Source organism: Promicromonospora sukumoe (genome assembly GCF_014137995.1).
Classification (GTDB): domain Bacteria; phylum Actinomycetota; class Actinomycetes; order Actinomycetales; family Cellulomonadaceae; genus Promicromonospora; species Promicromonospora sukumoe.
Map to the genome: position 1 here is coordinate 3,028,546 of NZ_JACGWV010000001.1, position 25,803 is coordinate 3,054,348.

General features: G+C 71.7%; 20 protein-coding genes and 6 tRNA genes. 5 read left to right on the top strand and 21 right to left on the bottom strand.

Annotated features, from left to right (window positions below; all coding sequences use genetic code 11):
- Window positions 1-158: 158 nt before the first annotated feature.
- The 13 genes from FHX71_RS13420 to FHX71_RS13480 form a co-directional block, all read right to left on the bottom strand.
- Complete coding sequence (locus FHX71_RS13420) at window positions 159-4,850, bottom strand: glycoside hydrolase domain-containing protein (RefSeq protein ID WP_182616998.1); 4,692 nt, start codon at window positions 4,848-4,850, stop codon at window positions 159-161.
- A gap of 45 nt (window positions 4,851-4,895) precedes the next feature.
- The gene (locus FHX71_RS13425) at window positions 4,896-5,957 is read right to left on the bottom strand and encodes a COG1470 family protein (RefSeq protein ID WP_182617000.1); all 1,062 of its coding nucleotides are present in this window, start codon (window positions 5,955-5,957) and stop codon (window positions 4,896-4,898) included.
- A gap of 87 nt (window positions 5,958-6,044) precedes the next feature.
- Window positions 6,045-6,656 (bottom strand): hypothetical protein, encoded by a 612-nt coding sequence (locus FHX71_RS13430; protein ID WP_182617003.1) that lies wholly within the window; start codon window positions 6,654-6,656, stop codon window positions 6,045-6,047.
- A gap of 67 nt (window positions 6,657-6,723) precedes the next feature.
- Window positions 6,724-9,447 carry a fibronectin type III domain-containing protein gene (locus tag FHX71_RS13435; protein ID WP_182617005.1) on the bottom strand — a complete coding sequence of 908 codons (2,724 nt, stop codon included), beginning with the start codon at window positions 9,445-9,447 and terminating at the stop codon, window positions 6,724-6,726.
- A 187-nt stretch (window positions 9,448-9,634) separates the two neighbouring features.
- Complete coding sequence (locus tag FHX71_RS13440) at window positions 9,635-10,294, bottom strand: hypothetical protein (RefSeq protein WP_182617008.1); 660 nt, start codon at window positions 10,292-10,294, stop codon at window positions 9,635-9,637.
- Between the two features lie 156 nt (window positions 10,295-10,450).
- Window positions 10,451-11,365: a pyridoxal 5'-phosphate synthase lyase subunit PdxS gene (gene pdxS, locus FHX71_RS13445; protein ID WP_312877042.1), complete on the bottom strand. Its 915-nt coding sequence runs from the start codon at window positions 11,363-11,365 to the stop codon at window positions 10,451-10,453.
- Window positions 11,366-11,503: 138 nt separating this feature from the next.
- A complete protein-coding gene (locus tag FHX71_RS13450) occupies window positions 11,504-12,091 on the bottom strand; it encodes a hypothetical protein (RefSeq protein ID WP_182617010.1) in 588 nt (195 codons plus the stop codon).
- Window positions 12,088-13,284, bottom strand: a complete 1,197-nt coding sequence (locus tag FHX71_RS13455; protein WP_182618700.1) for a glycosyltransferase family 4 protein — start codon at window positions 13,282-13,284, stop codon at window positions 12,088-12,090. The genes FHX71_RS13450 and FHX71_RS13455 overlap by 4 nt, the downstream gene beginning before the upstream one ends.
- Before the next feature lie 29 nt (window positions 13,285-13,313).
- Window positions 13,314-14,261, bottom strand: coding sequence for a phosphatidylinositol mannoside acyltransferase (locus tag FHX71_RS13460; RefSeq protein WP_182617012.1), 948 nt, complete (start codon window positions 14,259-14,261; stop codon window positions 13,314-13,316).
- Window positions 14,261-14,929 (bottom strand): phosphatidylinositol phosphate synthase, encoded by a 669-nt coding sequence (pgsA, locus tag FHX71_RS13465; RefSeq protein ID WP_182617014.1) that lies wholly within the window; start codon window positions 14,927-14,929, stop codon window positions 14,261-14,263. The genes FHX71_RS13460 and pgsA overlap by 1 nt, the downstream gene beginning before the upstream one ends.
- Window positions 14,929-15,501 (bottom strand): HIT family protein, encoded by a 573-nt coding sequence (locus FHX71_RS13470; protein WP_182617016.1) that lies wholly within the window; start codon window positions 15,499-15,501, stop codon window positions 14,929-14,931. The genes pgsA and FHX71_RS13470 overlap by 1 nt, the downstream gene beginning before the upstream one ends.
- A gap of 25 nt (window positions 15,502-15,526) precedes the next feature.
- Window positions 15,527-17,557 (bottom strand): threonine--tRNA ligase, encoded by a 2,031-nt coding sequence (gene thrS / locus FHX71_RS13475; RefSeq protein WP_182617018.1) that lies wholly within the window; start codon window positions 17,555-17,557, stop codon window positions 15,527-15,529.
- A 130-nt stretch (window positions 17,558-17,687) separates the two neighbouring features.
- Entirely contained in the window at window positions 17,688-17,873 is a 186-nt protein-coding gene (locus tag FHX71_RS13480; protein WP_182617020.1) for a hypothetical protein, read from the bottom strand.
- A 189-nt stretch (window positions 17,874-18,062) separates the two neighbouring features.
- On the opposite strand from FHX71_RS13480, the gene FHX71_RS13485 reads away from it, so the two are divergent.
- Window positions 18,063-19,832, top strand: a complete 1,770-nt coding sequence (locus tag FHX71_RS13485) for a cation:proton antiporter (RefSeq protein WP_182617022.1) — start codon at window positions 18,063-18,065, stop codon at window positions 19,830-19,832.
- 9 nt (window positions 19,833-19,841) lie between these two features.
- Window positions 19,842-20,552 (top strand): tyrosine-protein phosphatase, encoded by a 711-nt coding sequence (locus FHX71_RS13490; protein ID WP_182617024.1) that lies wholly within the window; start codon window positions 19,842-19,844, stop codon window positions 20,550-20,552.
- A gap of 67 nt (window positions 20,553-20,619) precedes the next feature.
- On the opposite strand, the gene FHX71_RS13495 is transcribed toward FHX71_RS13490, so the two are convergent.
- The 4 genes from FHX71_RS13495 to FHX71_RS13510 form a co-directional block, all read right to left on the bottom strand.
- Window positions 20,620-20,694: transfer RNA gene (locus FHX71_RS13495), tRNA-Val, on the bottom strand.
- Window position 20,695: 1 nt separating this feature from the next.
- A tRNA-Cys gene (locus tag FHX71_RS13500) sits at window positions 20,696-20,766 on the bottom strand.
- Window positions 20,767-20,791: 25 nt separating this feature from the next.
- Window positions 20,792-20,863 (bottom strand) — tRNA-Gly (locus FHX71_RS13505).
- A gap of 190 nt (window positions 20,864-21,053) precedes the next feature.
- Window positions 21,054-21,935, bottom strand: coding sequence for a S1 family peptidase (locus FHX71_RS13510; RefSeq protein ID WP_182617026.1), 882 nt, complete (start codon window positions 21,933-21,935; stop codon window positions 21,054-21,056).
- Window positions 21,936-22,207: 272 nt separating this feature from the next.
- On the opposite strand from FHX71_RS13510, the gene FHX71_RS13515 reads away from it, so the two are divergent.
- The 3 genes from FHX71_RS13515 to FHX71_RS13525 all read left to right on the top strand — a co-directional run bounded on the left by FHX71_RS13515 (window position 22,208) and on the right by FHX71_RS13525 (window position 24,166).
- A complete protein-coding gene (locus tag FHX71_RS13515) occupies window positions 22,208-22,606 on the top strand; it encodes a PPOX class F420-dependent oxidoreductase (RefSeq protein ID WP_246402557.1) in 399 nt (132 codons plus the stop codon).
- A gap of 116 nt (window positions 22,607-22,722) precedes the next feature.
- Window positions 22,723-23,289 carry a dihydrofolate reductase family protein gene (locus tag FHX71_RS13520; protein ID WP_182617029.1) on the top strand — a complete coding sequence of 189 codons (567 nt, stop codon included), beginning with the start codon at window positions 22,723-22,725 and terminating at the stop codon, window positions 23,287-23,289.
- Window positions 23,290-23,338: 49 nt separating this feature from the next.
- A complete protein-coding gene (locus FHX71_RS13525; RefSeq protein ID WP_182617032.1) occupies window positions 23,339-24,166 on the top strand; it encodes an MBL fold metallo-hydrolase in 828 nt (275 codons plus the stop codon).
- Here FHX71_RS13525 and FHX71_RS13530 read toward each other — a convergent pair.
- The 4 genes from FHX71_RS13530 to FHX71_RS13545 all read right to left on the bottom strand — a co-directional run bounded on the left by FHX71_RS13530 (window position 24,157) and on the right by FHX71_RS13545 (window position 25,734).
- Window positions 24,157-25,065, bottom strand: coding sequence for a S1 family peptidase (locus tag FHX71_RS13530; RefSeq protein ID WP_246402559.1), 909 nt, complete (start codon window positions 25,063-25,065; stop codon window positions 24,157-24,159). The genes FHX71_RS13525 and FHX71_RS13530 overlap by 10 nt on opposite strands.
- Window positions 25,066-25,444: 379 nt before the next feature.
- Window positions 25,445-25,516 (bottom strand) — tRNA-Val (locus FHX71_RS13535).
- Between the two features lie 11 nt (window positions 25,517-25,527).
- Window positions 25,528-25,598, bottom strand: a tRNA-Cys gene (locus FHX71_RS13540).
- 64 nt (window positions 25,599-25,662) lie between these two features.
- Window positions 25,663-25,734, bottom strand: a tRNA-Gly gene (locus FHX71_RS13545).
- Window positions 25,735-25,803 lie beyond the last annotated feature (69 nt).

Below are 25,803 nucleotides of genomic sequence, written 5' to 3' on the forward strand. Positions count from 1 at the left end.
GACGCCACACCGTAGACAGGGCCAAAGTCACTGGTCAATGCCAACGGCCCAGCCGCCGCGCTACGCGACTGCTGAGGCCCCGCCGGGCGCGCCGCAAGTGCCGCCTGCCATGCGAAGGGCCCCGCGGACACCAGGTCCGCGGGGCCCTTCATGCCCCACTACCTCGCCGCGGGGTAGGTGGCCGTCCTGCGGCCCACGACCGTCTCGTCGCCGACCTGCCCGGTGACGGTGACCGTCACCTCGCCTGCCGGTATCGAGGCCTGCCGCGAGCTGATCGACACGTTCGCCGACGCCCCCGGCTGCACCGCGGTGAACGACCGCGTGCCGTAGGGCGTCTCGATCTCCACGTCGAGGGAGGTGTCCGCGCCGTTCGTCACGGCGACGGACACGTACTGCTTGCCCGCCAGGGTCCTCGTCGTGGCGGACACCGAGAGCTGCCGGACGACCCGCCACTCGAGCTGGCCCGCCGCGGCGTCGAGCACCCGCTGCGCCTCGTCGGCCGTGTCCTGCGTGACGTCGGCGGCGGCGACCGTCGCCCTCGCCGCGTCGAGCGCGGCGCGGAAGACGGCGAAGTCGACGGAGACGTACCGGTCCTCGCGGGCGAGCAGGGGTTCGGCGTCCCCGATCGCCGCGGTCAGACCGGTGAGGTCCACCTCGGGGGACTCCTGCGCCCGCGGGCCGAACTCGTACCACTGGAGGTTCGCCACGTAGTTGAACTCCTGGCCGGGCACGGCGTCCGCCCGCATGACGACGATCAGGGTGTGCGTGCCGGAGACCGGCTCGTCGAGCTCCGCGGTCGTCTCGACGTAGCTGCCCCACCCGCCCGTCTTCGGCAGCTCGACGGTCGCGACCTTCGTCGCCTCGCCCACCTCGTCGAGGTAGAGCTCGAGCCGGCGGTTGTCGCCGACCCGGTCGTCGCGGGTCGCCGCGCTCACCGTGACCTGGGTGAGGGGTTCCGGACCGAGGTCCCGGGCGTCGTAGGTCAGCCGGCCACCGTCCCAGGTCCCGCCGACGTTGCCGGCGGGCGGCTCACCGCCCTCCTTCTTCAGGCCGTTGCCGTTGTCGGCGTCGTAGGTCTCGGCCTCGATGCGCACCGGTTCGGCCGTCTCGGGTCCGTCCTCGGCCGTCCGGAGGAACTGCGCCCGGTCCACGTTCGCGACCCACGAGCTCGGCTGGGTCGGGTCGGGCGTGCCGCCGAACACGAAGTAGATCCGGTTCGATCCAGCGAGCGTCCCAGGATCGTCGATCGTGGCCTCGGCGGTGACGTAGTCGTCCCACCCGGCGGTGAGCTCCAGCTCCACCCTGGCCGCGACGGGACCGTCCACCGCGCCGACGCGCACCTCGACGTACTCGTCCGTGGCGCTGTCGGCGGGGTTGTTGGCATAACGCAGCGTGACCCGCCTGGGGAGGTCGTCCCCGAAGTCGATCCCGTCGTACGCGATCCAGGAACCGACCTGGACGCCACCGATGTTCCCGTTCTCCGGGCTCAGCCGGCCGCCCGAGGACTCGTCGAACTGCTCCGCCTCCAGCACCCGGTAGGGCGTCCCCGTGATCCGCAGGGCGGCCGCCGCCCTCGTGAGCCGGTCCAGCGCCGCACGGAGGTCGTCGTCGGAGGCCGACTCGTCCGCGAGCGTCTTCGTCGCGCCGTCGCGGGCCGCGTCGAACGTGGCGAAGGACGCCGTGGAGTACGCCCCGCGGACGACGAGGTCGGCCTCGGTCAGCAGGGCGCCGAGCTTCTCACGCCACCGCTGGTCCCGTTCGATCACGACGGTCGCCAGGCCGGAGAGCCCGTCGCCGTGGACGCTCGCTGCCGGAGCGCCGTCGAGAGCCGCGTCGGCGAGGTCCAGGCCGAAGGCCGTGCGCTGCGCGTCACCGAGCGAACCGGTCAGGTGGAGCACCACCGTGCGCGCGTCCTCCAGGACCGCCGTGGCCTCGACGCTCCCGGGCAGGCCCCGCAGCGCGAGGTCTCCGTCCGCGACGAGGTCACGCCCGTTCGCCCCCGCGAAGCGTGCGCCGCTCAGCGTGAACGTCGTCGAGACGTCGACGGCGCCGTCGGCGGCGGCCTTGAGCCGGGTCGCCTCCGCGCGGAGCGTCGCGCCCTCGAAGTCCACCCGGAAGGTGAACTGGCGGGTGCGGGTCGAAGGCGCACGCGAGAAGGCGTCGTCGGAGACCGACACGGTGACGTCGTCGACGCCGTCGAACGCGTCCGACCGCTCCGCCGAGCCCGTGAGCGACAGTCGCACGCGCCGGTCGCCCGTGCGCTCCGCCGCCAGCGTCAGCCCCGCGGGCAGGTTCTCGGCGGTGACGGCGCCCGCGAGGCTGTCGCCGTTCGCGCCCGCGAACCTGCCGTTGGCGAGGTTCAGGTCGACGCTGTTGCCGATCGACCCGTCACCGGCCTCCGCCTCGGCGAACGTTCGCGACGACACGGAGACGGCGCTGATGGGGTCGTAGACCGAGCTCGGCAGCTCGTCGCTCAGCGACGGCGGCGCGACGGACCCGGCGGCCCAGTCGGAAGCCTCCTCGCCCATCCGGAAGCTCAGCTCACCGCCCGCGGTGAGCTGGTCGTACGTCAGCCAGGTGCGGTCGAACGCCTCGCCGTTCAGGGTGGCCGACTGGATGTAGTACGACTCGGGCGACACCCCGTCCGCGGAGATGTCGAGAGTCCGGCCGGACGGGTAGCTGACGCGCACGTTCTCGAAGAACGGCGTGCCGATCTGGTACTGGTCGGATCCCGCGGCCACGGGGAACAGCCCGAGCGCCGCCGCGACGAACGTCGACGACATCGTCCCGGTGTCGTTGTCCATCGTGGGCAGGAAGCCCTGGGGGTCGTTGCGGAAGACCTTCGTCTTCACGGGCGGGGTGAGCTCACCGCCGCCCGAGGGCAGCTCGTGGGTGCTGCCGGTCGCGATGTACCGGTTCCACGTCTCCTTCGTGTAGATGCTCCGCACCCAGTGCTGGGTCCGCGCCGGGGCGCCGACGTAGTTGAACAGGTACGGCGCCTGGAGGTCGATCTCGTTCGCGTTGGCGTGCAGCATGCGCTTGCCGTCGTCGGGCGCCTGCTCGCCGAACATGAAGCCGAGCGCCTTGCGCGTGGTCTCCTCGCCACCCATCTTGCCGATCAGCCCACCCATGTCGCCGGCCGCGTACCAGTGGTACTGCCACAGCGTGCCCTGGTAGACGTTCCCGGCCTCGAACCGCTCCGGGTCCGCGTCATTCCAGGCCCCGTCCGCGTTCCTGGGGAAGATCAGTCCGGTCTTCGTCCCGTCGGCCAGGGTGACGGAGTTCGGCTTGAACAGGTTCGTCCAGTTAGCGGAGCGCAGGCGGTACTGCCGCGCCTCGTCCGTCTTGCCGAGCGACTCGGCGATCGTGGCCATGGCCCAGTCGTCGTAGGAGGTGCCGAGCGTGTCGTCGACCTCGTTCGCGATGTAGCCGCGGCGCACGTTCTCCTCGTCGCCGTAGCCACCCCTCGACTGCGAGACCAGGGCGGGCCAGGCCTGGCCGAGGCCGTCCAGCTGCGCGCCCTTGGCGACGGCGTCGGCGACGACGACCGCGGCGCGCTCGAACCGGACCGTCGGCACCGAGTGGGTGACGTTCGACAGGGAGCCCTTGCCGGTGCTCGCGAACGACCCGTAGAGGTCGACCACCGACTGGGCCATGTCGCGGAACACCTCGGGGTACCCGATCGCGAGGATCTCGTACTTGCGGAAGTCGTCCCAGAATCCCCAGCCGTCGTAGTGCGTGTAGCCGTCGGCCTGGTGCACCTCGCCGTCGAGCCCGCGGTACGTGCCGCTCGTGCTCGTCGCGTTCACCGGCGAACCGAACATCCGGTAGAGGTGCGTGTAGAACAGCGTCTGCAGGTCGCCGTCCGGGTCGCTGGTCCCGGAGGCCGTCACGGCCAGCCGGCCGAGGATCTCGTTCCAGGCGGCCTTCGTCTGCGTGCGCACCTGCTCGAAGGTGCGGTCCCCCATCTCGGCGGCCAGGTCGGTCCTGGCCTGGTCGACGCTGATCGGGGAGACCGCCACCCGCAGCCCCACCTGCTCCCCCGCGTCCACCTCGAAGTCCACGACCGCGCCGATGTCGGTGCCGTCCCGGTGCGGCTGCTCGGACAGCGGGCCGGACCCGCCCCAGGTGCGCACGTCCGACGCCGGCACCGTCGACTCGACGTAGTAGTACATCTGGTAGTCGTAGCCGTTGAAGTGCCCGGTGAAGCTGCCCGAGAGCGCGACACGTCCGTCGTCGAGCGTCTCGTGGCCGAGCGTCGCGCCCTTGCGGCTGGTGAAGTTGTTGCGGAGGTCGACGACGAGGGACGCGGTCCCGGCCGCCGGGAAGGTGAAGCGGTCCTGACCGGTGCGCACGTCGGTGGTCGCCTCGGCGCGGATCGCTCCCTCGTCGGTCGCGAGGTCGACGGCGTAGTACCCCGGCTCGGCCTCTTCGCCCGCGTGGCTGTAGTCCTTCGCGTACGTGTCGGTTCCCGGGCGGTTCGTGTACTGCTGGTACGTCGGCACGACGAGGAGGTCGCCGCCGCCGCCCGAGCCGCCCACGCCGTTGAGGTTGGTGTGCGTGAAGCCCGCGATCTGGTCCTCGGCGTAGTCGTAGCCCGAGTGGGAGCGGCCGGAGGTCGTCATCGGGTTGATCTTGACGATCGAGGACGGTGCCTCGGCGCCGACCAGGTCCTGGCCGAAGTCGTCCTCGGTCGAGACGAAGGGGTTGACGAGACCGGCGTAGTCGATCTGGTCCGCCGCGGCGGCGGACGGTTCGGTGCCGACCGGGGCGGCGGACAGGCCGGCCCCGGTCAGCGCGACGGCCGCGACGGCCGCCAGCAGGCGTGGGAAACGGGATACGGGGGACATGACCAGTGGTTTCTCCGGATCAGAGGGTGTCAGCCGTGGGGTTTGTCAGCCGTGGGTGTCGGCTGCGGTGATGAGGGCGGGCTCGGCCCGCGCGGGCAGGGCGGCGGCCTCGGCGAACGCCTCCGCGCGCGCTCGCGCGACCAGCTCCTCCGTGCGCCGCCGCTCCAGACGACGGCGGAAGAGGGCCCAGGCCGCCAGCAGCGCGGCCAGGACCAGCACGACGATCTGCGGCCAGGGCACCGCGAGCACCGTGGTCTGCGCGCTCGCGGGCTCGACGCCCTCGAACGACAGGTCGTCGGAGACGGGCAGGGGCTGCGCCACGACGCGCACGTCGTAGGTCAGCAGCGGCCAGGCGTCCTGGAAGCGGACGGTCCCGCGCCGTGTCTCGCCCGGCGCGATCTCGGCGATCTCCTCGCCACGGAGGGTGCGCTCCCCGAGTCCGAACGGGCCGGACAGGACGATCTCGGGCCGGGTGCCCAGGCGGGCGTTGCCCGTGTTCTCGAGCGTGTACGCGACCGTGACGTCGCCCGCCTCGAACGGGTTCACGGAACCGGTCCAGGACGCCGACGCCGCGAGCCCGGCGGACGGCGCGAGCTCTCCCGTCACGCGCGTCATGACCCGGAAGCCCACCCGTGACTCGACGCCGACCTCGCCTCCGCCCGTGGAGTGCACGCTCGCCGCGACGCCCGCGGCGTGGTCGCCCGGCTCCGCGTCGGCCGGGACGGTCACCGTGAACGGCACGATCTCGGTGGCGCCCGCCGCGACGCTCACGCTCGCGGGCAGGTCGACCCAGGTTCCGGCCGCGACCGACTCCTGGTCGGCGGGAAGCATGTTGAAGCGACCCGTGTCGGTGAAGTATCCGTCGGCGGCGGACAGCCGGAACCGCACCGCGTCGTCACCGTGGTTGGTGACCGCCAGGTGCTCGGTGCGCGACTGGCCCGGGTCCGCCTCCCACTCGACCCAGGCCCGGCCGTCCTCGCCGTTCTCGTCGCCCGGGCGCACCGACCACGTCACGGTGTCGCCCTCCGCGGCGCCGGCGGGGGCGGCCACCAGCACGGAGGCGGCGGTGAGCGCCAGCGCGGCGAGCGTGGCGAGCGGGTTCTTCACGGGCGGGCTCCTGGGATCGGGGGCGGGGCGACGAGGGCCGGCGGGGAGCCGGAGCCATGCTCCGGTCCCCCCGCCGACCCGATGACGTCACTCGAACAGCGACAGGGTGATCGTCGAGGAGTAGCTCCCGGCCTCGACGTCCGCCGGGACGAGGAGCTTCAGGTCCGCGACGGCGCTGAACCGGCCGCCTCCGGCGTTGGCCTCCGCCGAGTCCGCGAGGTAGAGCAGCTCCTGGTCGGCCAGGCCCGGGTCCGACGGCGCCACGTCGCCGCCGACCTCGACGAAGGGCTCCCCCTCCCCCTCGCCCTCGACGAGCTGCGGCGACCAGCCGAGACGGCTCGCCTCGATGGTGTGCTCACCCTGCTCGTCGTGGAAGTCGCTCGCGGTGCCCATGACGTACCAGAAGGCACCGGCCGGGATGTCGTCCGGCGTGCGGGTGTCGGTCACCGTGACCTTCGGCAGCGTGCCCGTGAAGACACGCTCCAGGTCGGTCGACCCGCCCTCCGTGAGCGAGGTCGTGTCGCTCTCGACCGTCATCGCCAGGGCACCGGGCCCGGTGAGCGGCTCGATCTCGACGTCGACGTCCACGGTGCGGGTGTCCTGCTCGTCGTCGGCCATGGCCGCCGTGCCTGCCGACGCCAGCAGCACGGCGCCGAAGGCGATCGCGCTGCCGCGCAGCGCGAGGGAGTTCTTGTTCACGTCGTTCTCTCCTGGTTCAAGGGTTTGTCTTTCGGGCCGCGGGCACACCGCGACCGTGCGCCACGGGTCAGCCGGCGGCCGGGTACGAGGCGGTCTTCGAGGTCGTCACCGTCTCGCCGCCGCGCTGGCCGGTGACGGTGACCGTCACGTCGCCGCCGGGGATCGCCGCCGCACGCGAGCTGATCGCCACGCTCGCCGACCGGCCGGGCTGCACCGCGGCGAACGACTTGGAGCCGTAGGCGGTCTCCACCACGACGTCGACCGGGGCGGCCTCGTTGTTCGTCACGACCGTCGAGACGTGCTGCTTGCCCGCCACCGTGCGCGTCGAGACGTCCACCGACACGTCCAGGTCCGTCGTCGTGCCCGCCTTGGCGAGCACGACCTCGTCCACGACGCTGTTCACCGGAAGGGCAGCGCCGTTGGCCTGGCTGCGCAGGGTGCGCACCGTGATCGTCTCGTCGGTGACCTCGACGGCCGAGTAGTTGCGCACCCGCTCCTGGTTGATCACCGAGGCGAACCACGCGTCGGGTGCCCGGGTGTCGTAGTACTTCGAGCCGCTGGACGAGTTCGCCGTGATGTACAGCACCTCGCCGTCCTCGGCCTCGACCCGCTCCTGGCCCGCGACCTCGGTCGGGTCGGCGAGCTCGCCGTCCTTGATCAGGTAGCTGCGGGTGTAGTTGTGGTCGTGCCCCATGAGCACCATGTCGAAGCCGAGCTCCGAGATCTTCGCCGGCATCTTGTCGCGCCGGTCGATGATGTCGCCGTCGTCCGTGTGGGAGGCGACGGAGTAGATCGAGTGGTGGAAGGCGAGCACCTTCCACTTCGCGCGGTGGCCCTGCTCCGCGACGACCCGCTCCATGAACGCGTTGTGGGAGGCGAAGTCGCGGCTGTTGGAGTTGATGTTGAGGAACAGCACGTCCTTGTAGAGGAACCAGTAGTCGCCGCCCGACGACGTGCCGTTGGACGCGCCGCCGGACTCCAGGTCCTCGTTCGGCACGTTGAAGTGCTGCTCGTAGGCCTTCGACCCCACGTCGTGGTTGCCGTTGGTCACCACCAGCGGGACGCTGCGGACCTGCTCCGGCTTCAGCAGGGTGTCGTACTGGGCCTCGCTGCCGGCGGACTCGACCTGGTCACCGGCCGAGAACAGCATCTCGGCGTCCGGGTAGGAGCGCGTCGCGACGTCCAGCGTGTCGATCCAGCCTGCTTCGTCGCGCGCGAGGTTCCCGGAGGCACCGACCTGAGGGTCGCCGAAGAACAGGAAGGAGAAGTCGCCGGTGAAGTCCTGCGTGCGGAAGGTGTGGGCGTCGGACCAGCCGGTCGCGTCGCCGCCGACGCGGTAGGCGTACTCGGTGTTCTCCTCGAGCTGGTCGAAGGTCACGTCGCGGAAGTACTCACCGCTCGTGGTCTCGCCGCTCTTGGCCGCCTCGACCGTTCGCGCCGTGGCGGGGAAGACGCCGTCGACGACGTCCGCCGCCTCGGCCAGCTGCGCGACCTGCGGCACGTCGACGTTCGAGTACCAGGTGAGGTTGCGCTCGGCCTGGGTGGCGCCGACGTGCAGGGCGAGGTCGGCGATCTCCTGCTCGGGGGCCGGGCCGGCGGGGGCCAGCGAGCTCAGGTCGAGGTAGATGTCGCTGCTGGTCTCGCGGTCCTGGTAGAGCGCGACGGCGATGGTGTTCTCCCCGGGCTCCAGCACGTCGGCAGGGACCGTGAACGTGCTGGTCACGGGGTCCCCGTTGCTCGCGCCCGCATAGGTGAGGTTCTGGTTCGCGGCCCCGTTCACGCGCTCGTCGACGAAACCGGCGACCTTCTCGCCGTTGACGTAGATCCGCACGGCGTCGTCGTAGGTGATCGCGCCCACGAGCGAGTCGAGCTGTGCGAGCTGGCCGTCGGAGACCTCGAAGTCGGTGCGCAGGTGGTAGGTCGGGACCGTGTTCTGCGAGCCGTCCGGCGTGTACCGCAGCAGCGTGTTCGCGACGAAGCCGCCGCCGAGGTCCGGGGCGCCCCGCTTCGACCCGAAGGGCCCGACGGCCTCGCTCCACGCGGAGTCGTCGAAGTCGGCGGTGGTCCAGGACAGCGAGCCGTCGCCGGACGGGTCGGTGCCGTCGTCGGAGTACCTCCAGGCGTCGGCCGTCGTGAGGAACGCCTCCGGCAGCGACTCCGGGCCGAGCTCCAGGTAGTCGATGTTGCCGAAGTAGTTCGGGTAGCCGCCGGCCTCGCCCGGCTTCGGGTCGACGTGCATGACCACGATCACCTTGTGCCGGCCCGAGACCTCGGTGAGCAGGTCGGCCGTCGTCGCGCCGTACGTGGACCAGTCGCCGCCCGTCGCGGAGAGCGCCACGGTCGCGACCTTGTTCTCGTCGCTCTTCTCGTCGAGGTAGACGTCCATCGACTGGTTCACCCCGCTGCGGCCGGCGTTGATGACGTAGCGCAGCGTGAGCGTGGACAGCGGGGTGCTACCGAGGTCGACGTCGTCGAACCAGATCTCGGACCCGTTGAAGGTGTTCTTCACGCGCGAACCGCCGGAGGCGCCGCCGTCCGACTCGACGCCGGTGTCCATCACCCGGCCACCGATCACCGCACCGTTGTTGTTACCGGTGTACGTCTCGGCCTCGACGCGGACCGGCGTCACGGCGGCTGCCGCGGCGGGCGCCGTGCGGGTCGTGCCGGCCGCCGTTGCCGGGAGGGCGAACACTCCCGCGACGAGCGAGAGGAGGGCGACGCCCGCGAGCCCGCGCCACCCGTTCCTGTGTCTGCGCGAGTCGCCGACCGTGGTCCGCGTCGCTGGGGTCATCACCAAGAGGTCACACGCCAATCTGGAGTTCCGTACTGCGGGATGGGAGCGCATCCACGACGCCCGATCGGCACAGTGCTGACCTCAGATGACCTGGTCGAGGAGCGGGGATGAACAACAGGGGCGACCGGGGCAAAAGGTGGCGGAACACCATCGCGCCACGGGTGAAAAAGTGGCGCTCCGCCGCTCAGTCGAGGTAGAGGACAACGCCGGTGGTGTCGTCCTGGATGCTCGCCAGCCCCGCCCGGAAGGCGGCCTCGCCACGCTGCTCGGTGATGCTCGCGTCCACGAGGTCACCGTCCGGGCCGGCCGCCGACCCCCGCGAGGTCGCACCGTCCCAGACCACGGCGGTGACGTTGTCGGTCGGCTCGGCCAGCTGCGCGCCGACGACCAGGAACTGCTGGCCGAGCCGCTGCGCGCTCTCGAAGCCGAACATGTCCACGATGCCGTCCCCGAGGCCGACGACCAGGTCCGGCTCCACGTCGAGCGCCCGGTCGAGGGCCGCGCCCACCGGGTCCGCGGCGCCCTCGGCGGCTGCGAGCTGCTGGAGGTCCCCGCCACCTGCGGAGACCACGTCCTTCAAGGCCGACAGCAAGGTCGCGGACGACGCCGACGCGTCGGGGACGACCACGGCGATCAGGTACCCCTCCAGACCGGAGAGGGACGCGGGCGGCGTCGCCTCGATCGTCCTTCCCGGCTCAGGCACGGTCTCGTACGGCGGCAGCGTCTCGTACGAAGCCCCCGCCGGCGGCAACGCGCCGTCCTCCTCGGGAGCCGAGCACCCCGACGACAGCAGAGCCACGGCCAGGAGCGTCGCCACGCCGTATCGGGTTCGTCCGTGTGTCACGGCGGCAAGTGAAACCCAGGCCGACGTGGCACCGGTAGCCGTCAGGTGTCCGCCGGGTGAACGGACCAGGCCTGGTGCCGCACCCGCCGGCGACACGGCGAGGGCGGATGCCGGAGAGCCTTCGCTCCCCGGCATCCGCCCTGGTCAGTCAGAGAATTACCAGCCGCGCTCGGCGAGCCGGTGCGGCTCCGGGATCTCGTCGACGTTGATGCCGACCATGGCCTCGCCCAGACCGCGCGAGACCTTGGCGATCACGTCGGCGTCGTCGAAGAACGTGGTCGCCTTGACGATGGCCTCGGCGCGCTGCGCCGGGTTGCCCGACTTGAAGATGCCCGAGCCCACGAAGACGCCCTCGGCGCCGAGCTGCATCATCATCGCGGCGTCCGCCGGAGTGGCGATGCCGCCCGCGGTGAACAGCACGACCGGCAGCTTGCCGGTCGCCGCGATCTCCTTGACCAGCTCGTACGGCGCCTGGAGCTCCTTGGCGGCCACGTACAGCTCGTCCTCGGGCAGCGTGGTCAGGCGGCGGATCTCCTGGCGGATCTTCCGCATGTGCGTGGTCGCGTTCGAGACGTCGCCGGTGCCGGCCTCGCCCTTGGAACGGATCATCGCGGCGCCCTCGGTGATGCGGCGGAGCGCCTCACCCAGGTTGGTGGCACCGCACACGAACGGCACGGTGAAGTTCCACTTCTCGATGTGGTTCGTGTAGTCCGCGGGGGTCAGCACCTCGGACTCGTCGATGTAGTCGACGCCGAGGGACTGCAGCACCTGCGCCTCGACGAAGTGCCCGATGCGCGCCTTCGCCATCACGGGGATCGAGACGGCCTCGATGATGCCGTCGATCATGTCGGGGTCGCTCATGCGCGACACGCCGCCCTGCGCACGGATGTCCGCGGGCACCCGCTCGAGCGCCATGACGGCCACCGCACCCGCGTCCTCGGCGATCTTCGCCTGGTCGGCGGTGACGACGTCCATGATGACGCCGCCCTTGAGCATCTCGGCCATACCGCGCTTCACGCGCGCGGTGCCGACCGTGCCCACGGTGTTCTCGCCGGTCACGGATTCAGTCACGGTTACCTCGCATAGTTCTCGCCGGTGGGATCGACGCCGGTCGTTCCGGGCGCGGTCGGCGCCCTGTCCCGATCTTATCGCCCGGCCTGCGGCGTCCCTGCCGCCGACCGCAGAACGGTCACCTGCTGGACAAAGCGCTCACCCGCCCGCCGGCTCCAGCCCGTGCGGCAGGGCGTCGTCGAGCTCGACCGTGCGCGGCATCGGCGCGCGGCCGGCCAGGTGGAAGAGCCGCACGTACCAGAGCCGGCGCACGCGGCGGGTCTGGGCGACGGCCTCGTTGTGGAAGCGGCGGGCCAGCGTCACCCGGTACCAGGCGGCCGCCAGGGCCTCCAGCACCTCGCCGCCCGGGCCCTCCCGCAGGTCGTGGACGGCCTCGGGCGAGCCGAACGCCTCCCGCAGCGTCGCCGTGAGCCCCGACTCGGCGCGCTCGCGCGCGGGGCCCAGCCCGTCCATCTTCAGCGCGGCGGCGGGCGACGTGACCGGCACGGTGTCCGACGCCGCGTAGGCGGCGTCCGCCACCAGCACCGAGCTGGCCGGGTCCAGCGCGCCCGACGCCGCCAGCTCCACCGCCGCCGAGGCCCGCCGGACGAGCTGCGCGTCCAGCGCGATCCGGGACGCCGCGACCTTGCGGTGCAGCCGGTCGATCCGGGAGGCGCCCTGCCAGGCGAACACGAGGCCGACGACGGCGGCCGCCAGCGCGACGAGCGCCATCTCGGACCAGGTCACGTGTCACCGCCGACCCGGCGCGGGAACAGCCCCATGACGCGGCGGACGGCGTCGTCGGCGATGGCGTGGTCGGCGTCGAGCGTCATCTCGTAGACCGCGAGGACCTGTTCTGTGACGCCGGACCAGTCGAACCGCTGGACCCACTGCGCGGCGTGGGCGCGGTAGGCGTCCCGCCGCGCCGGGTCGGCCAGCAGGGCCAGGACGGTCGTGGCGAGGTCGCCGGGGTCGCCGGTGCGGAACAGCGCGCCGGCCGCGCCGTCGTCCAGGACGCGCGCGAACGCGCCGAGGTCGCTGGCCACGACCACGGACCCGGCGCTCATGGCCTCCACGAGCACGATGCCGAAGCTCTCCCCGCCGGTCTGCGGCGCGACGTACAGGTCGGCGGACGCCAGCAGCGCCGCCTTGTCGGCGTCGGATACCACGCCCAGGAACTCGACGGACGCGGCCCGCTCCCCCAGCATCTCGCGCGTCTCGTCGACGATGCCGTTGCCGCGGCCCGCCACGAGGAAGCGTGTGCCGGGCATCCGGTCGAGGATCGCCGGGACGGCCTGCACCAGCACGCCGAGCCCCTTGCGCGGCTCGTCGAGGCGGCCGAGGAACGCGACGGTCGGCGCGTCGGGCGTCCCGGTCCACTCGGGCCGCCGGGGGCTGCTCGCGAACACCTGCGTGTAGACGCCGTTGGGGATGACGACGGCGTCGCCGCCCAGGTGGTCCACCAGGGTGCGGCGCGCGTCCTCGGACACGGCGATCCGGGCCGCGATCTTCTCCAGCGACTGCCGCACCAGCGGGTAGGCGACCTGCAGCGCCCGCGAGCGCACCTGCGAGGTGTGGAACGTGGCGACGACCGGCTCGGTGGTCTGCCACAGGGCGAGCATCGACAGGGACGGGACCATGGGCTCGTGCAGGTGGACGATGTCGAACGGGCGGCCGTCGATGCCGCCCTCCAGCCAGCGGCGCACCCGCGTGGCGGTCAGCGGGCCGAAGGTGAGGCGCGCGACCGACCCGTTGTAGGGCACGGGTACCGCCCGGCCGGCGGCCGTGACGACGTCGGGCAACTCGGTGTCGTCGCTGGACGGGGCCAGGACCGACACCTCGTGCCCGGCGGCCTGGAGCGCCTCCGCGAGGTCGCGCACGTGGAACTGGACGCCGCCGGGGGCGTCGAAGGAGTAGGGGCAGACGATGCCGACGCGCAGCGTGCGGTGCCCGCGCCGCCGCGCGCCTCTCATCCGTTCTCCCGCGCGGCCCGCTGCCGGGCCGGTCCCAGGTCGGCGACGAACACCCGCTGCAGCATGTGCCAGTCGTGCGTGTGCTCGACGATGGACCCCGCGAGCTGGTCGACCCAGCCCTGGGTGAGCAGGCGAGCCCGCTCGGCGCGCGGCAGCCCGACGTCGGGCACGGGCAGGGGCGGGTAGAAGTGGATGACGATGCCCCACGGCGTGCCCGCGGTGCGGCGCCGGGCGCCGCGCAGCCGCTCGTACGTGATGCCGACGGCGTGCACGGGCACCTCGGCCTCCAGGCCGACGAGCGCCGGGCCGGCGGCGACCCGGGCGCGGTGCCCGGCGAGGTCGACCTCGATGCCGGTGGAGGTCAGGTCGCGGTCGCTGAGCAGCGGCAGGAGCCGCCCGCCCTCCTTGGCGCCGCGGACCAGGGCACCCAGCACGTCGCCGTTGCCGAGGGCCAGGACGTCGATGCCGAGGGACCCGCGGAACCGCAGGAACTCCTCGAAGAGCTCGTCGGGCTTGAGCCGCTCGGCGACGGTGAGCACGCCCGCGAGGTACTGGGAGCCGTAGGCGCCGGCCAGGTCCCAGTTGCCGAGGTGGCCCAGGGCGAGCGAGACGGCGCCGCCGTCGTCGATCACGGGGCGCACGTGCTCGTCGTAGCCCTCCAGGCGCACGCGCGCCCGCAGCTTGGCGGTGGTGACGCCCTGGAGGGTGAAGGCCTCCCGGAAGTAGCGCATGTAGCTGCGCATGCCCGCCCGGGACAGCCGGCGCACGGCCGCGGCGTCGAGGTCGGGCCGCACCCGCGCGTAGTTGCTCTCCATGCGCCGCACGGCCTTGCCGTGGCGCAGCCAGGTGACGTCGGCGACCGCGGTGAACAGGCCCCGCAGCACGGGCTCGGGGATCTTCGTGGCGTTGCGCCACGCGAAGGTGTACGCCGCCGCGACGTTCATCAGGCGCCCTGTCCGGCCAGGGGACCCTCGTGCGGTTCGTCCCGGGTCTCGACCGCACGTCGCGCGAGCTGGTCGTGCACGGTGGCGATGCGCTGGACCACGGTCACCAGGCTGGCGAGCGCCAGCAGGGTGAGCACGACCTCCAGCACGACGACGGGCAGGCCCACCTGCATGAACGTGAACGGGACGAGTGCCAGCAGCAGCCGGTCGGCGCGCTCGGCGATGCCCACCTGTGCGGTGGCGCCGACGCCCTCGGCGCGGGCCCGGGCGTACGGGACGACGCTGCCGAGCACCAGGCAGGCGAGCGCGGCGGACGTGCCCCACAGGCCGTGGTGCTCGTCGGGGTGCAGCACGAACCAGAGCGTGATGCCAGCGAACACCGCGCCGTCGGACACGCGGTCCAGGGTCGAGTCAAGGAACGCGCCCCACGGTCCGGACCGCCCGGCCTGGCGCGCCATCACCCCGTCGAGGGAGTCGAAGAGGACGAAGAAGCCGATCAGCAGGCCGCCCACGAGCGTGTGCCCCATCGGGAGCAGCGTCAGGGCCACCACGGTGACCACGACGGTGCCGGCGATCGTCACCGCGTCCGGCGAGACCCGCAGCGCCAGCAGCAGCCGGGCCAGGGGTGTGAACAGCGTCGTCATGAAGGAGCGCAGGCCCCGTAACATCAGTTCTCCTCTCTGCCCCCCGCGGTCTTCCACGCGTCCGCGAGCCGACGGCGGGTGTCCGCCAGCAGCTCCGGCAACGCCTTGGTCTGGCCCACCACGGGCAGGAAGTTGGCGTCGCCCAGCCAGCGCGGCACGACGTGCTGGTGCAGGTGCGCCGCGATGCCCGCACCGGCGACCTCGCCCTGGTTGATACCAAGATTGAAGCCTGCGGGCGAGTGAACGGCGCGCGACACGCGCATGGCCTGCTGAGTCATCTGTGCCAGCTCGACCGTCTCGGCGTCGGTCAGGTCCGTGTAGTCCGAGACGTGCCGGTACGGGAGCACCATCATGTGCCCCGAGTTGTACGGGTAGAGGTTCAGCACCACGTAGCACCGCTCCCCGCGGGCGACGACGAGGCCCTGCTCGTCGTCGCCCGCCGGGATGCGGCAGAACGGGCACTGCTGGGTGGTCCCGTCGGCGGGCTTGTCCTGCCCGCCGATGTAGACCATGCGGTGCGGCGTCCAGAGCCGCTGCAGCCCGTCGTCCGAGGGGCCGAAGGCCGCCGGGGACTCGGGAGCGGGGTCGCTGTTCATCCGGGGACGACCTCTGCGGAGCCGGTCAGACCTGCACGCGGTCGCTGACCGCCTTGACGATCCGCTCGATCGCCTCGGCGACCGGCACGCCGTTCTCCTGGGTGCCGTCCCGGAACCGGAACGACACGGCGCCCGCCTCGACGTCCTCGCCGCCCGCGATGAGCACGAACGGGACCTTCTCCTTGGACGCGTTGCGGATCTTCTTGCCGAACCGGTCGTCGGACAGGTCGAGCTCGGCGCGGATGCCCTGGGCCCGGAGCTGGGCGACGACGTCCTTGAGGTAGTCGTCGAAGGCGTCGGCGACGGGCACGGCGAGCACCTGGACGGGCGCGAGCCAGGCCGGGAACTGCCCGGCGTAGTGCTCGATGAGCACGCCCATGAACCGCTCGATGGAGCCGAACTTGGCCGAGTGGATCATGACCGGCTGCTGGCGGGTGCCGTCCGCGGCGGTGTACTCCAGCCCGAAGCCCTTGGGCTGGTTGAAGTCGTACTGCACGGTGCCCATCTGCCAGGTACGGCCGATGGCGTCCTTGGCCTGCACGGAGATCTTGGGGCCGTAGAACGCGGCGCCGCCCGGGTCGGCCACGAGCTCCAGGCCGGTCTCGCGGCCCACGCGCTCCAGGATCTCGGTCGCGGCGGCCCAGTCCTCGTCCGAGCCCACGAACTTGTCCGGCTTGGAGTCGTCACGCGTGGACAGCTCCAGGTAGAAGTCGTCCAGGCCGAAGTCGCGCAGCACGCTGAGCATGAAGTCGAGCAGGTGCTTGACCTCGCCCGGCGCCTGCTCCGGCGTCACGTAGGAGTGCGAGTCGTCCTGGGTCAGGCCGCGCACGCGCGTCAGGCCCTGCACCACGCCGGACTTCTCGTACCGGTACACGGAACCGAACTCGAACAGGCGCAGCGGCAGCTCACGGTAGGAGCGCCCGCGCGCGGCGAAGATCAGGTTGTGCATGGGGCAGTTCATGGCCTTGAGCCGGTACTTGGACCCCTCGAGGTCCATCTCCGGGAACATGGTGTCCGCGTAGTAGGGCAGGTGGCCCGAGGTGTGGAACAGCCCGTCCTTGGTGATGTGCGGGGTGCCGACGTACGAGAAGCCCTCCTCGATGTGCCGCTGGCGGACGTAGTCCTCCATGACCCGCTTGATGACGCCGCCCTTGGGGTGGAACAGCGGCAGGCCGGAGCCGACCTCGTCGGAGAAGCTGAACAGGTCCATCTCGGCGCCGATGCGCCGGTGGTCGCGGCGCTCGGCCTCGGCCAGCCGCTCCAGGTACGCCTTCAGCTCGTCCTTGGACGGCCAGGCCGTGCCGTAGACGCGCTGCAGCATCGGGTTCTTCTCGCTGCCGCGCCAGTAGGCGGCGGCCGAGCGCATGAGCTGCACGCCGTTGCCGATCAGGCGCGTGTTCGGCAGGTGCGGGCCGCGGCACAGGTCCGACCAGACCACGGTCTCGCTCTCACGGCCGGCGCCACGCACGTTGTCGTAGATGGTCAGCTCGCCGCCGCCCACCTCGACGGACTCGCCGCTGTCGCCGTCGGCCGCCGCGCCGCCCTTGAGGCCGATCAGCTCCAGCTTGTACGGCTCGTTCGCCAGCTCGGCGCGCGCCTCGTCCTCGGTGACGACGCGGCGGCGGAAGGTCTGGCCCTCCTTGATGATGCGGCCCATCGTCTTGTCGAGGGCCTTGAGGTCCTCGGGCGTGAACGGCGTCTCGACGTCGAAGTCGTAGTAGAAGCCGTCGGTGACGGGCGGGCCGATGCCCAGCTTCGCGTCCGGGTTGACCTGCTGCACGGCCTGCGCCAGCACGTGGGCGGCGCTGTGCCGCAGCACGGCCAGGCCGTCGGGCTCGCTGATCGTCACCGGCTCGACCTCGCGGCCGGCCGGGATCTCGCGGTCGAGGTCCCACAGCTCGCCGTCCACCCGCACGACGACGACGTCGCGGCGGTCGCCGTACAGCTCGACGCCGGTCGTCGTCGCCTCGGTCGTCGTCGCCTGCGTGGTGTTCTCAGCCGGGGTCTCGCCACCGGCGAGGTCGGTGGGGCTGGGCGGCGATGCGACGTCGGACACAGGAGTGCTCCTTGGGGAACGGAAGACGAAATGGATCGAGGGGCACCGTCCGCACGGACGGTGCCCCTCGATCGTACCGATACAGTGCCGGTCCCGTGCCCGCGGTCGCACCGCGGGCGGACCGGCGGGATCAGCTCTTGCCGAAGTCCTTGGCCTTCTGGCCCAGGGTGTCGATCGCCCCGTCCGCCTTGTCCGGCGCGAGCTCCTTGAGCTTGTCCGTGGCTGCGTCGACGTTCTCGTCGCTGAGCTGCTCCTTGGCCTTCGCCAGGTTGTCCGGGTCCGTCACGAACTCCTTGGCCTTGTCAAAAAGCCCCATGTCCGACTCCTCTTCGACACGGGCACACGACGTGCCCCCCTGCGCGCGACGGGGTCCCGCCGCCACCCCTGAAACTACGCGCAGAGCGTCGGACGCGCGCGGCAACGGCGCCCCACCTGGGGTCCCTCCGGCGTCTCGCGCAGAGCGCAAAAGTCGGCGGACGCCGTCGGCGTCTCGTAACGTCAGCCTGTGGAGTACCTGATCGTCGCAGTCATCGCCGCCGTCCTGATCATCGCCGTCACCGCCCTGGCCCCCAAGGCCGGCGTCGCGGCCCCGCTGGTCCTGGTGGTGCTGGGCGCGGGGGTCAGCCTGCTGCCGTGGGTGCCCGCGGTCGAGATCCCGCCCGAGGTGATCCTCGGCGGCGTGCTGCCCCCGCTGCTCTACTCGGCCGCCGTCGGCCTGCCGTCGATGGACTTCCGGCGGGACTTCACGGCCATCGGCGGCCTGTCGGTGACGCTCGTGGTGATCAGCTCGGTGCTGCTCGGCCTGCTCTTCCGCTGGCTGATCCCCGACATCGACCTGGCCACGGCCATCGCGCTGGGCGCCATCGTCAGCCCGACGGACGCCGTCGCGACGTCGATCGTGAAACGGCTCGGGGCGTCGCCACGCAGCGTCACGATGCTGGAGGGCGAGTCCCTGCTCAACGACGCCTCCGCGCTGGTGCTCCTGCGATCCGCCATCGCGGCGACCGCGGCCTCGGTGAGCCTGTGGGAGGTCGTGGGCGACTTCGCCTACGCGGCCCTGGTCGCCGTGGCGATCGGCGTGCCCGTCGGCTGGCTGGGCCTGCGGGTGCGACGCCGGCTGGGTCACGCCGCCCTGAGCACCGCCATGTCGTTCGTGGTGCCGTTCGTCGCCTACATCCCGGCCGAGGAGCTCGGCGCGTCCGGCCTGGTCGCCGTCGTCGCGGCGGGCCTGGTGACGGGCAACGGCTCGCCGCGCTACCTGCGCCCGCAGGACCGCATCGCCGAACGCTCCAACTGGCACACCGTCGAGCTGCTGCTCGAGGGCACCGTGTTCCTCATCATGGGCATCGAGCTGTTCGCCCTCATCGAGGACGCCGAGTCCGGCACGGGCTCGGTCTGGCAGGCGGCCGTCGTCGCGGCCATCGCCGGTGCGGCGATCCTCGTGGTGCGCGCCGCCTTCGTGACGCCGCTGATCGGCATCCAGGGGCGCCGGGCCCGGCGCGGCGAGGCGGTGCGCGAGACGCTCACCGCGTTCCAGGACCGCATCGACCAGCGGGCCGCGGCGGCACCACCCCCGACCGAGACGGACGAGGGCACGGGACGGCGCAAGGGCCGCCGCTCGACCGCCCAGCGCCTGGAACGCATCCAGGGCACCCTGCGGCGCCGCACCGCCGACATCGACTACGACCTGGCCCGGCCCCTCGGCTGGCGCGAGGGCACGCTCCTGGTGTGGGCGGGCATGCGTGGCGTGGTGACGCTGGCGGCGGCGCAGACGCTGCCGGCCGACACGCCGAACCGGTCCTTCCTGATCCTGGTCGCCTTCGGCGTCGCGTTCGGCACGCTCCTGCTCCAGGGCAGCACCCTGCCCTGGGTGACCCGGCGCCTCGGGCTGATCGGGCAGGACACGACCGGCGACCTGCCCGCCCTGCGCCGCGAGACCGAGCAGGCGGCCCGCCAGTTCCTCGCCGAGCCGCAGCGCCCGGACGGCACGCCGTACGACGCCGGGGTCGTCGCCCGGGTGCGCAAGGACACCTTCCGCGAGCACGAGTCGCAGGACGAGGACGCGGTGCTGACCAAGGACCGCTTCATCCAGTACCGGGAGCTGCGGCTCGCGACCATCGCCGCCCAGCGCGAGGAGCTGCTCGCCGCACGCTCCCACGGCACCTTCGACTCGGCCCAGCTCGGCAACGCCCTCGACCTGCTGGACGCCGAGCAGATCGCCGTCGAGATGCGCAAGGGCAAGTTTTCGATGCACGAGGAAGACCCGGAGCGCTAGGTTCGCGGCGTGACGCCTTACACGCCGCTCCACCTGGACTGGGCGGGCTGCCTCAACGCCCGTGACCTCGGCGGGCTCCCGCTCACGGGCGGGGGCACCGTCCGCGAGCGCGTCCTGGTGCGCTCCGAGTCCCCCAGCTACCTGACCGACGACGGCGTCGCCGCCGCCGGCGCCTACGGCCTCTCGCGGATCATCGACCTGCGCCGGCCGGAGGAGCTCGCCGAGTGGCCGAGCCGGCTCGCGGACAGGCCCGCCTACCTGCACCTGCCGGTGCAGGCCCCCGGTGACCCCGAGGAGGGGCCCTGGGTGCACCTCTACCAGGGCATGCTGGACCGGCACCCGGAGCTGTTCGCGCGCGCCGTCGGCGCCGTCGCTGACGCCCCCGAGGGTCCCGTGCTGGTGCACTGCGCCGCCGGGAAGGACCGCACGGGCCTGGTGGTGGCGCTCGCGCTCACCCTGGCCGGAGCCGACGTCGACGCCCTCGCCGACGACTACGAGGTCACCAACGCGCGGCTCGCGCCCCGGTACGAGCTGCGGGCGGCCGGGGCGGGCGACGACCGGCCCGCCGAACGCAAGGTCCCGCCCACCCGGCACGTCATCCTCGGCGCGCTGGAGCACCTGTCGGCGCGGCACGGCGGCGTCGAGGCGTACCTGACCGGGGGCGGGCTCACGCCGGGGCACGTGCGGGCGCTGCGGGCCCGGCTCGTCGGGCAGGGCTGACCGGGTAGGACGACGTCGGCCGCCGTCGGGAACGACGAAGGCCCCGGACCGTGGTCCGGGGCCTTGCTGGTGGGCGATACTGGGATCGAACCAGTGACCTCTTCCGTGTCAGGGAAGCGCGCTACCGCTGCGCCAATCGCCCGAGGTGGGTACGGGATTCGAACCCGTGTGTACGGCTTTGCAGGCCGCTGCCTCGCCTCTCGGCCAACCCACCGTGCTCCCCACAAAAGCGGGTATCGAGCGGATGACGGGACTTGAACCCGCGACCCTCACCTTGGCAAGGTGATGCTCTACCACTGAGCTACATCCGCGCTATGACCATCCTGGACCCTTCGGTCCTGGCGTGGTGACGCTCCGGAAGAGTAGTTCACAAACGGCGTGCCGGTCCAATCGAAAAGCCCGCGCCACCTGCGCCGCGCCCCACGACGCCGAACAGCACGCGGGCGGCGCCGCCGGAATCGTCCGGCGACGCCGCCCGCGCAGGTCAGGAACGGGTGCGCGTCAGTAGATCGAGACGCCGTACGCGCTGAGCGCCTCGGTGACCGGCTGGAAGAACGTGGTGCCGCCCGAGGAGCAGTTACCACTGCCGCCGGACGTGATGCCCAGCGCCGTCGACCCGCTGTAGAGCGCGCCGCCGGAGTCGCCGGGCTCGGCGCAGACGTTGGTCTGGATCATGCCCGACACCACGCCCTCCGCGTACCGGACGGACACGTTCAGCGCGGTGACGGTGCCGGAGTGCACCCCGGTCGTGGAGCCGTCGCGCGTGACGCGCTGGCCCACGGAGGCGTTGCCGGCGGTGTAGCCGCCCGGGTGGCTCAGCGACGTGTTGTCGTACCGGACGATCGCGTAGTCGTTGCCGGGGAAGCTGGAGCCCACGGTGGCGCCCACCAGGGTGGTCTGCGCCGAGTTGGTGTACCAGGTCGGGACGCCGTTGCCGCAGTGGCCCGCGGTGATCAGGTAGTACGTGCTGCCGCTGCGGACGTTGAAGCCCACGGAGCAGCGGTAGCCGGAGCCGTAGATCGCGTCGCCGGAGCCCAGCAGCGGCTTGAAGGTGCCGGACGTCCGCTTGATCGTCAGGGCGTCGGCCTCGGCGCCGGCCGCCTTGCGGATCGTGCCCAGCTCGGCCGCGGAGACGGTCGAGTCCGCCGTCACGACGACCTTGCCGGTGGCCGTGTCCGTGTACCAGGCGACGCCGACGACGTCCGCCTGTCCGACGGCGGCGTGCGCGGTGGCGAGCTCGGCCCTCGTCGGCCGGTCGTCGGGCGCGGCGGCGGCCGCCGGTCCGGCGAGCGTGGACGCCGCGAGCCCGAGCCCCGCGGCGAGCGCGATCAGACGGGACTTCCTGGCCGAACCGGGGCGGTGCGTGGTGCGAGTGAGCCTCATGGCTACCTCCTGGGTGTGGGGCACGCTGGTGGCGTGCCCTGCTCGGCAGGGACGGATCGTCGTCGCCCGCCGTCTCGCTGGCCGGAAGTATTGCCCCGGAATAATTCACCCCACAAGGCCCCGAACCAGATGTAACCGCCCGGAAATGAAATCAGCGCATCTGAAGGCATTTCACCCTGCGTATACATCTACCTCCCGGGTGAAACCTCGCTCCGTGATGTCTTTTCATCCCATAACTCCGACCACTGCCCGGAGGGGTTATGTTCGGCGGCATGAGTGCAACCGACATCGTCCCCGCCCACCTGATGCACCTGCTCGAGGCACCGAACTACGCGTTCCTCGGCACGATCCGCCCGGACGACACCGTCCAGGTCAACCCGATGTGGTTCGACTTCGACGGCGAGAACCTCCGCTTCACGCACACCACGTACCGCGCCAAGTACCGCAACCTGCAGCACAACCCGTCGATGAGCCTCGCGATCCTCAACGACGAGAACGCCTTCAACTACATCGAGGTGCGCGGAAAGCTGGTCGAGGTGGTCCCGGACCCGACCGGCGACTTCTACGTGCACCTGGGCAAGCGGTACGGCAACGCCGAGCAGCAGCCGCCCGCGGACAGCGCCGACCGCGTCATCCTGGTGATGAGCATCGAGCACTACACGACGCAGTAGTCGGCCGCCGGACGGCGGGCCTCTCTTGCGCAGGGGCGAGGGGGCCCGCCGTCCACCGATGAGTTTTCCCCGCTCGGGCGGTCACCACGGGCACACGCCACACCGAGGAGGAACGAATGCAGAAGCTCATGGTGGACTTCATCATCTCGCTGGACGGCTACGCGTCCGCGGAGGGCTGGCCCGGTTTCTGGGGCCTGGAGGGACCGGAATACCTCGCCTTTCTCGGGGAGGACGGCGAGAACCAGCACACCACCCTGATGGGCGCGACGACGTACCGGCTGATGCACGGGATGCTGGCCGACGCCCCCGAGGACCCGATGGCCGACATGCCCAAGGTCGTGTTCTCCTCCAGCCTGGAGGCGCCGCTGGCCTGGGCCAACAGCGACCTGGTCACCGGAGACGCCGTCGAGGCCGTGCGGGCGCTCAAGGAGACCTCGTCACGCCCGCTGCGTACCCTCGGCAGCCTCAGCCTGAGCCGGTCGCTGCTGACGGCCGGGCTGGTGGACAGCTTCCGGGTGGTCCTGTTCCCGGTCATCACGGGCGCGACCGGCAGCGAGCGCATCTTCGACGCCTACCCCGACGTCGCCCTGGAGCTGACGGACCACCGCATGTTCGACGGCCGACTCCAGCTCCTGGAGTACACGCCCACCCTGCTCGACGCGCCGCCCGGGGACGGCAGCTGAGCGCCGGCCCACCCCAGCGGACCGCGCACCACGACTGGAGGGACAAGCCATGCTGACGCAGGTCGCACAGGGCGTTCTGGTCCACCGGAGCGAGCTGCTCCGCAACAACACCGTCGTCGTGCGGGGCCGCACCGGCGTGCTGCTCGTCGACGCCGGGATCACGGGCGCCGAGATGTCCTGTCTCGCGAACGACCTGGACGAGCTGGACCTGCCCGTCGTGGCGGGTTTCTCGACGCACCCCGACTGGGACCACGTCCTGTGGCACCCCGGGCTCGGCGACGCGCCCCGCTACGGCACGGCCCGCTGCGCGGCCGCCCTGCGGGACCTGCGGTCGGACGACGGATGGCGGGCCCGCGTGACCGAGGGGCTGCCGCCCGAGATCGCCGACGAGGTGCCGCTGGACCTCTTCGGGCTCGTCACGGGCCTGCCCGCCGGGACCGTCCGGATTCCGTGGGACGGCCCCGACGTCTGGGTCATCGAGCACCCGGCCCACTCCCCCGGCCACGCGGCGCTGCTGGTCGAGGACTCCGGCGTGCTGGTCGCCGGCGACATGCTGTCCGACGTCTTCGTGCCGATGCTCGACGACTTCACGGACACCAGCGACCCCGTCGAGGAATACCTCGCCGGGCTGCGGGTGCTGGAGGACGTCGCGGACGACGTCGCCGTGCTCGTGCCGGGGCACGGCACCGCCGTCGCCGGAACCGAGAACGTCCGTGACCGGATCGGGCGGGACCGCGCGTATTTGCGCGCCCTGCGGGACGGGCGCAGGCCCGACGACCCGCGCATCGACGCGCCCGAACCCGGCTGGGAGTGGGTGAGCGGCATCCACGAGGGCCAGGCCGCGGGCCTGGCCCGGTGGAACGAGGGTCACTTGTAGTAGAGCTGCACCCCGTACGCCGCGAGCACCGGCTTGATGGGCTGGTAGAACGAGATCCCGCCGGAGGGGCAGTCACCGGTGCCGCCGGACAGGATGCCCAGGGCGCGCTTGCCGCTGAACAACGGCCCCCCGGAGTCGCCGGGCTCGGCGCAGATGTCGGCCTGGATCAGGTTCGGCACCATGTCACCGCCGGAGAACCTGACGGTCACGCCGGTAGCGGTCACGAACCCCGAGTGCTGTCCGGTCGTGGAGCCGACACGGGTCGCGGCCTGGCCCACGAAGGCGTTCCCGGGCGTGTAGCCGCCGGGCCGCTTGACCGACCGGTTGTCGTACCGAACCAGCGCGTAGTCGCCGCCCGGGAACCGAGACTGGACGGTGGGGCCGATCTTCTGGGCGTTTTTGATCCCGACCTTCCAGGAGGGCACCTTGTTGGCGCAGTGTCCGGCGGTGATGAGGTACTTCATGTTGCCCTTGCGGACGTTGAAGCCGAGGGTGCAGCGCACGCCCGAGCCGAGGATGGTTGTCCCCGGAGGCGCCGACCGCTGCAACGTCCTGAACTCACCCTCCGTCCGCTGGAGCTCCAGCGCGCCGATCTTGTCGCCGGCCGCCCGGCGCACGTCGTTGCGGTCGCCACCGTCGACCGTGGAGTCGGCGATCACCACCACCTCGCCGGCGGCCTCGTCGGTGTACCAGGCGACACCCTCGACCTCGGACTCCCCGATGGCCTCGTGCAGCTCGGCGAGCTCCGCGTCGGTCGGCTCGTCGGAGCCCTTGGCCTGCGCGGGGCCGGCCGTGGCCGGTGCGACGAGCACGGCGACGACGGCGAGAACGGCCAGACGTAGCCGCATCGTGGTGGGGCGGGATGCAGTGGGGCGGGATGCAGTGGGGCGTGTCTTCATGGTGACCTCTCAGGGTCGAGGCCAGCCGCCCGCTCGTTCCGCGAGGCACGCGACCACGCGTCCTCGGCGGTCTTCCGTCCGGGCGGCACGGTCCTGGTCAACCCGATGTGGTTCGACTTCGGCGGCGAAGCTCTGAGTCACCCGCTCCGCGCGTGGTGGGCGCAACCTGCAGCGCGTGCGATACGGCGGCCGGGACCTGGGGGTACCGGCGGACTGCGCCGACCGCGTCGTCCTCGTGACGGCAAGCAACACCACGAGAGGGTGAAACTTTGCCTTCCTTGCCGAACTTAACCCGCTCCGCGCGAGGACGCATGACGGGACCGGACATGCGAAAGGCCCCCGGGCGGCATCTCTGCCGGCCGGGGGCCTGTTCTACGCGTGGGCGATACTGGGATCGAACCAGTGACCTCTTCCGTGTCAGGGAAGCGCGCTACCGCTGCGCCAATCGCCCGTCGTGCTGCGAGGTGGGTACGGGATTCGAACCCGTGTGTACGGCTTTGCAGGCCGCTGCCTCGCCTCTCGGCCAACCCACCGCTCGGCCAGACCACAGCCGACGGCTGCTCTCTTCAGCCGAAGAATCACGAGAGCGACTTTCCGAGCGGATGACGGGACTTGAACCCGCGACCCTCACCTTGGCAAGGTGATGCTCTACCACTGAGCTACATCCGCGAAGCCGGGCATCCTGGGGTTTCCCCCGGTGTTCCGGCGTTCTGAACATTAATCGAACGGAGGGCGAAC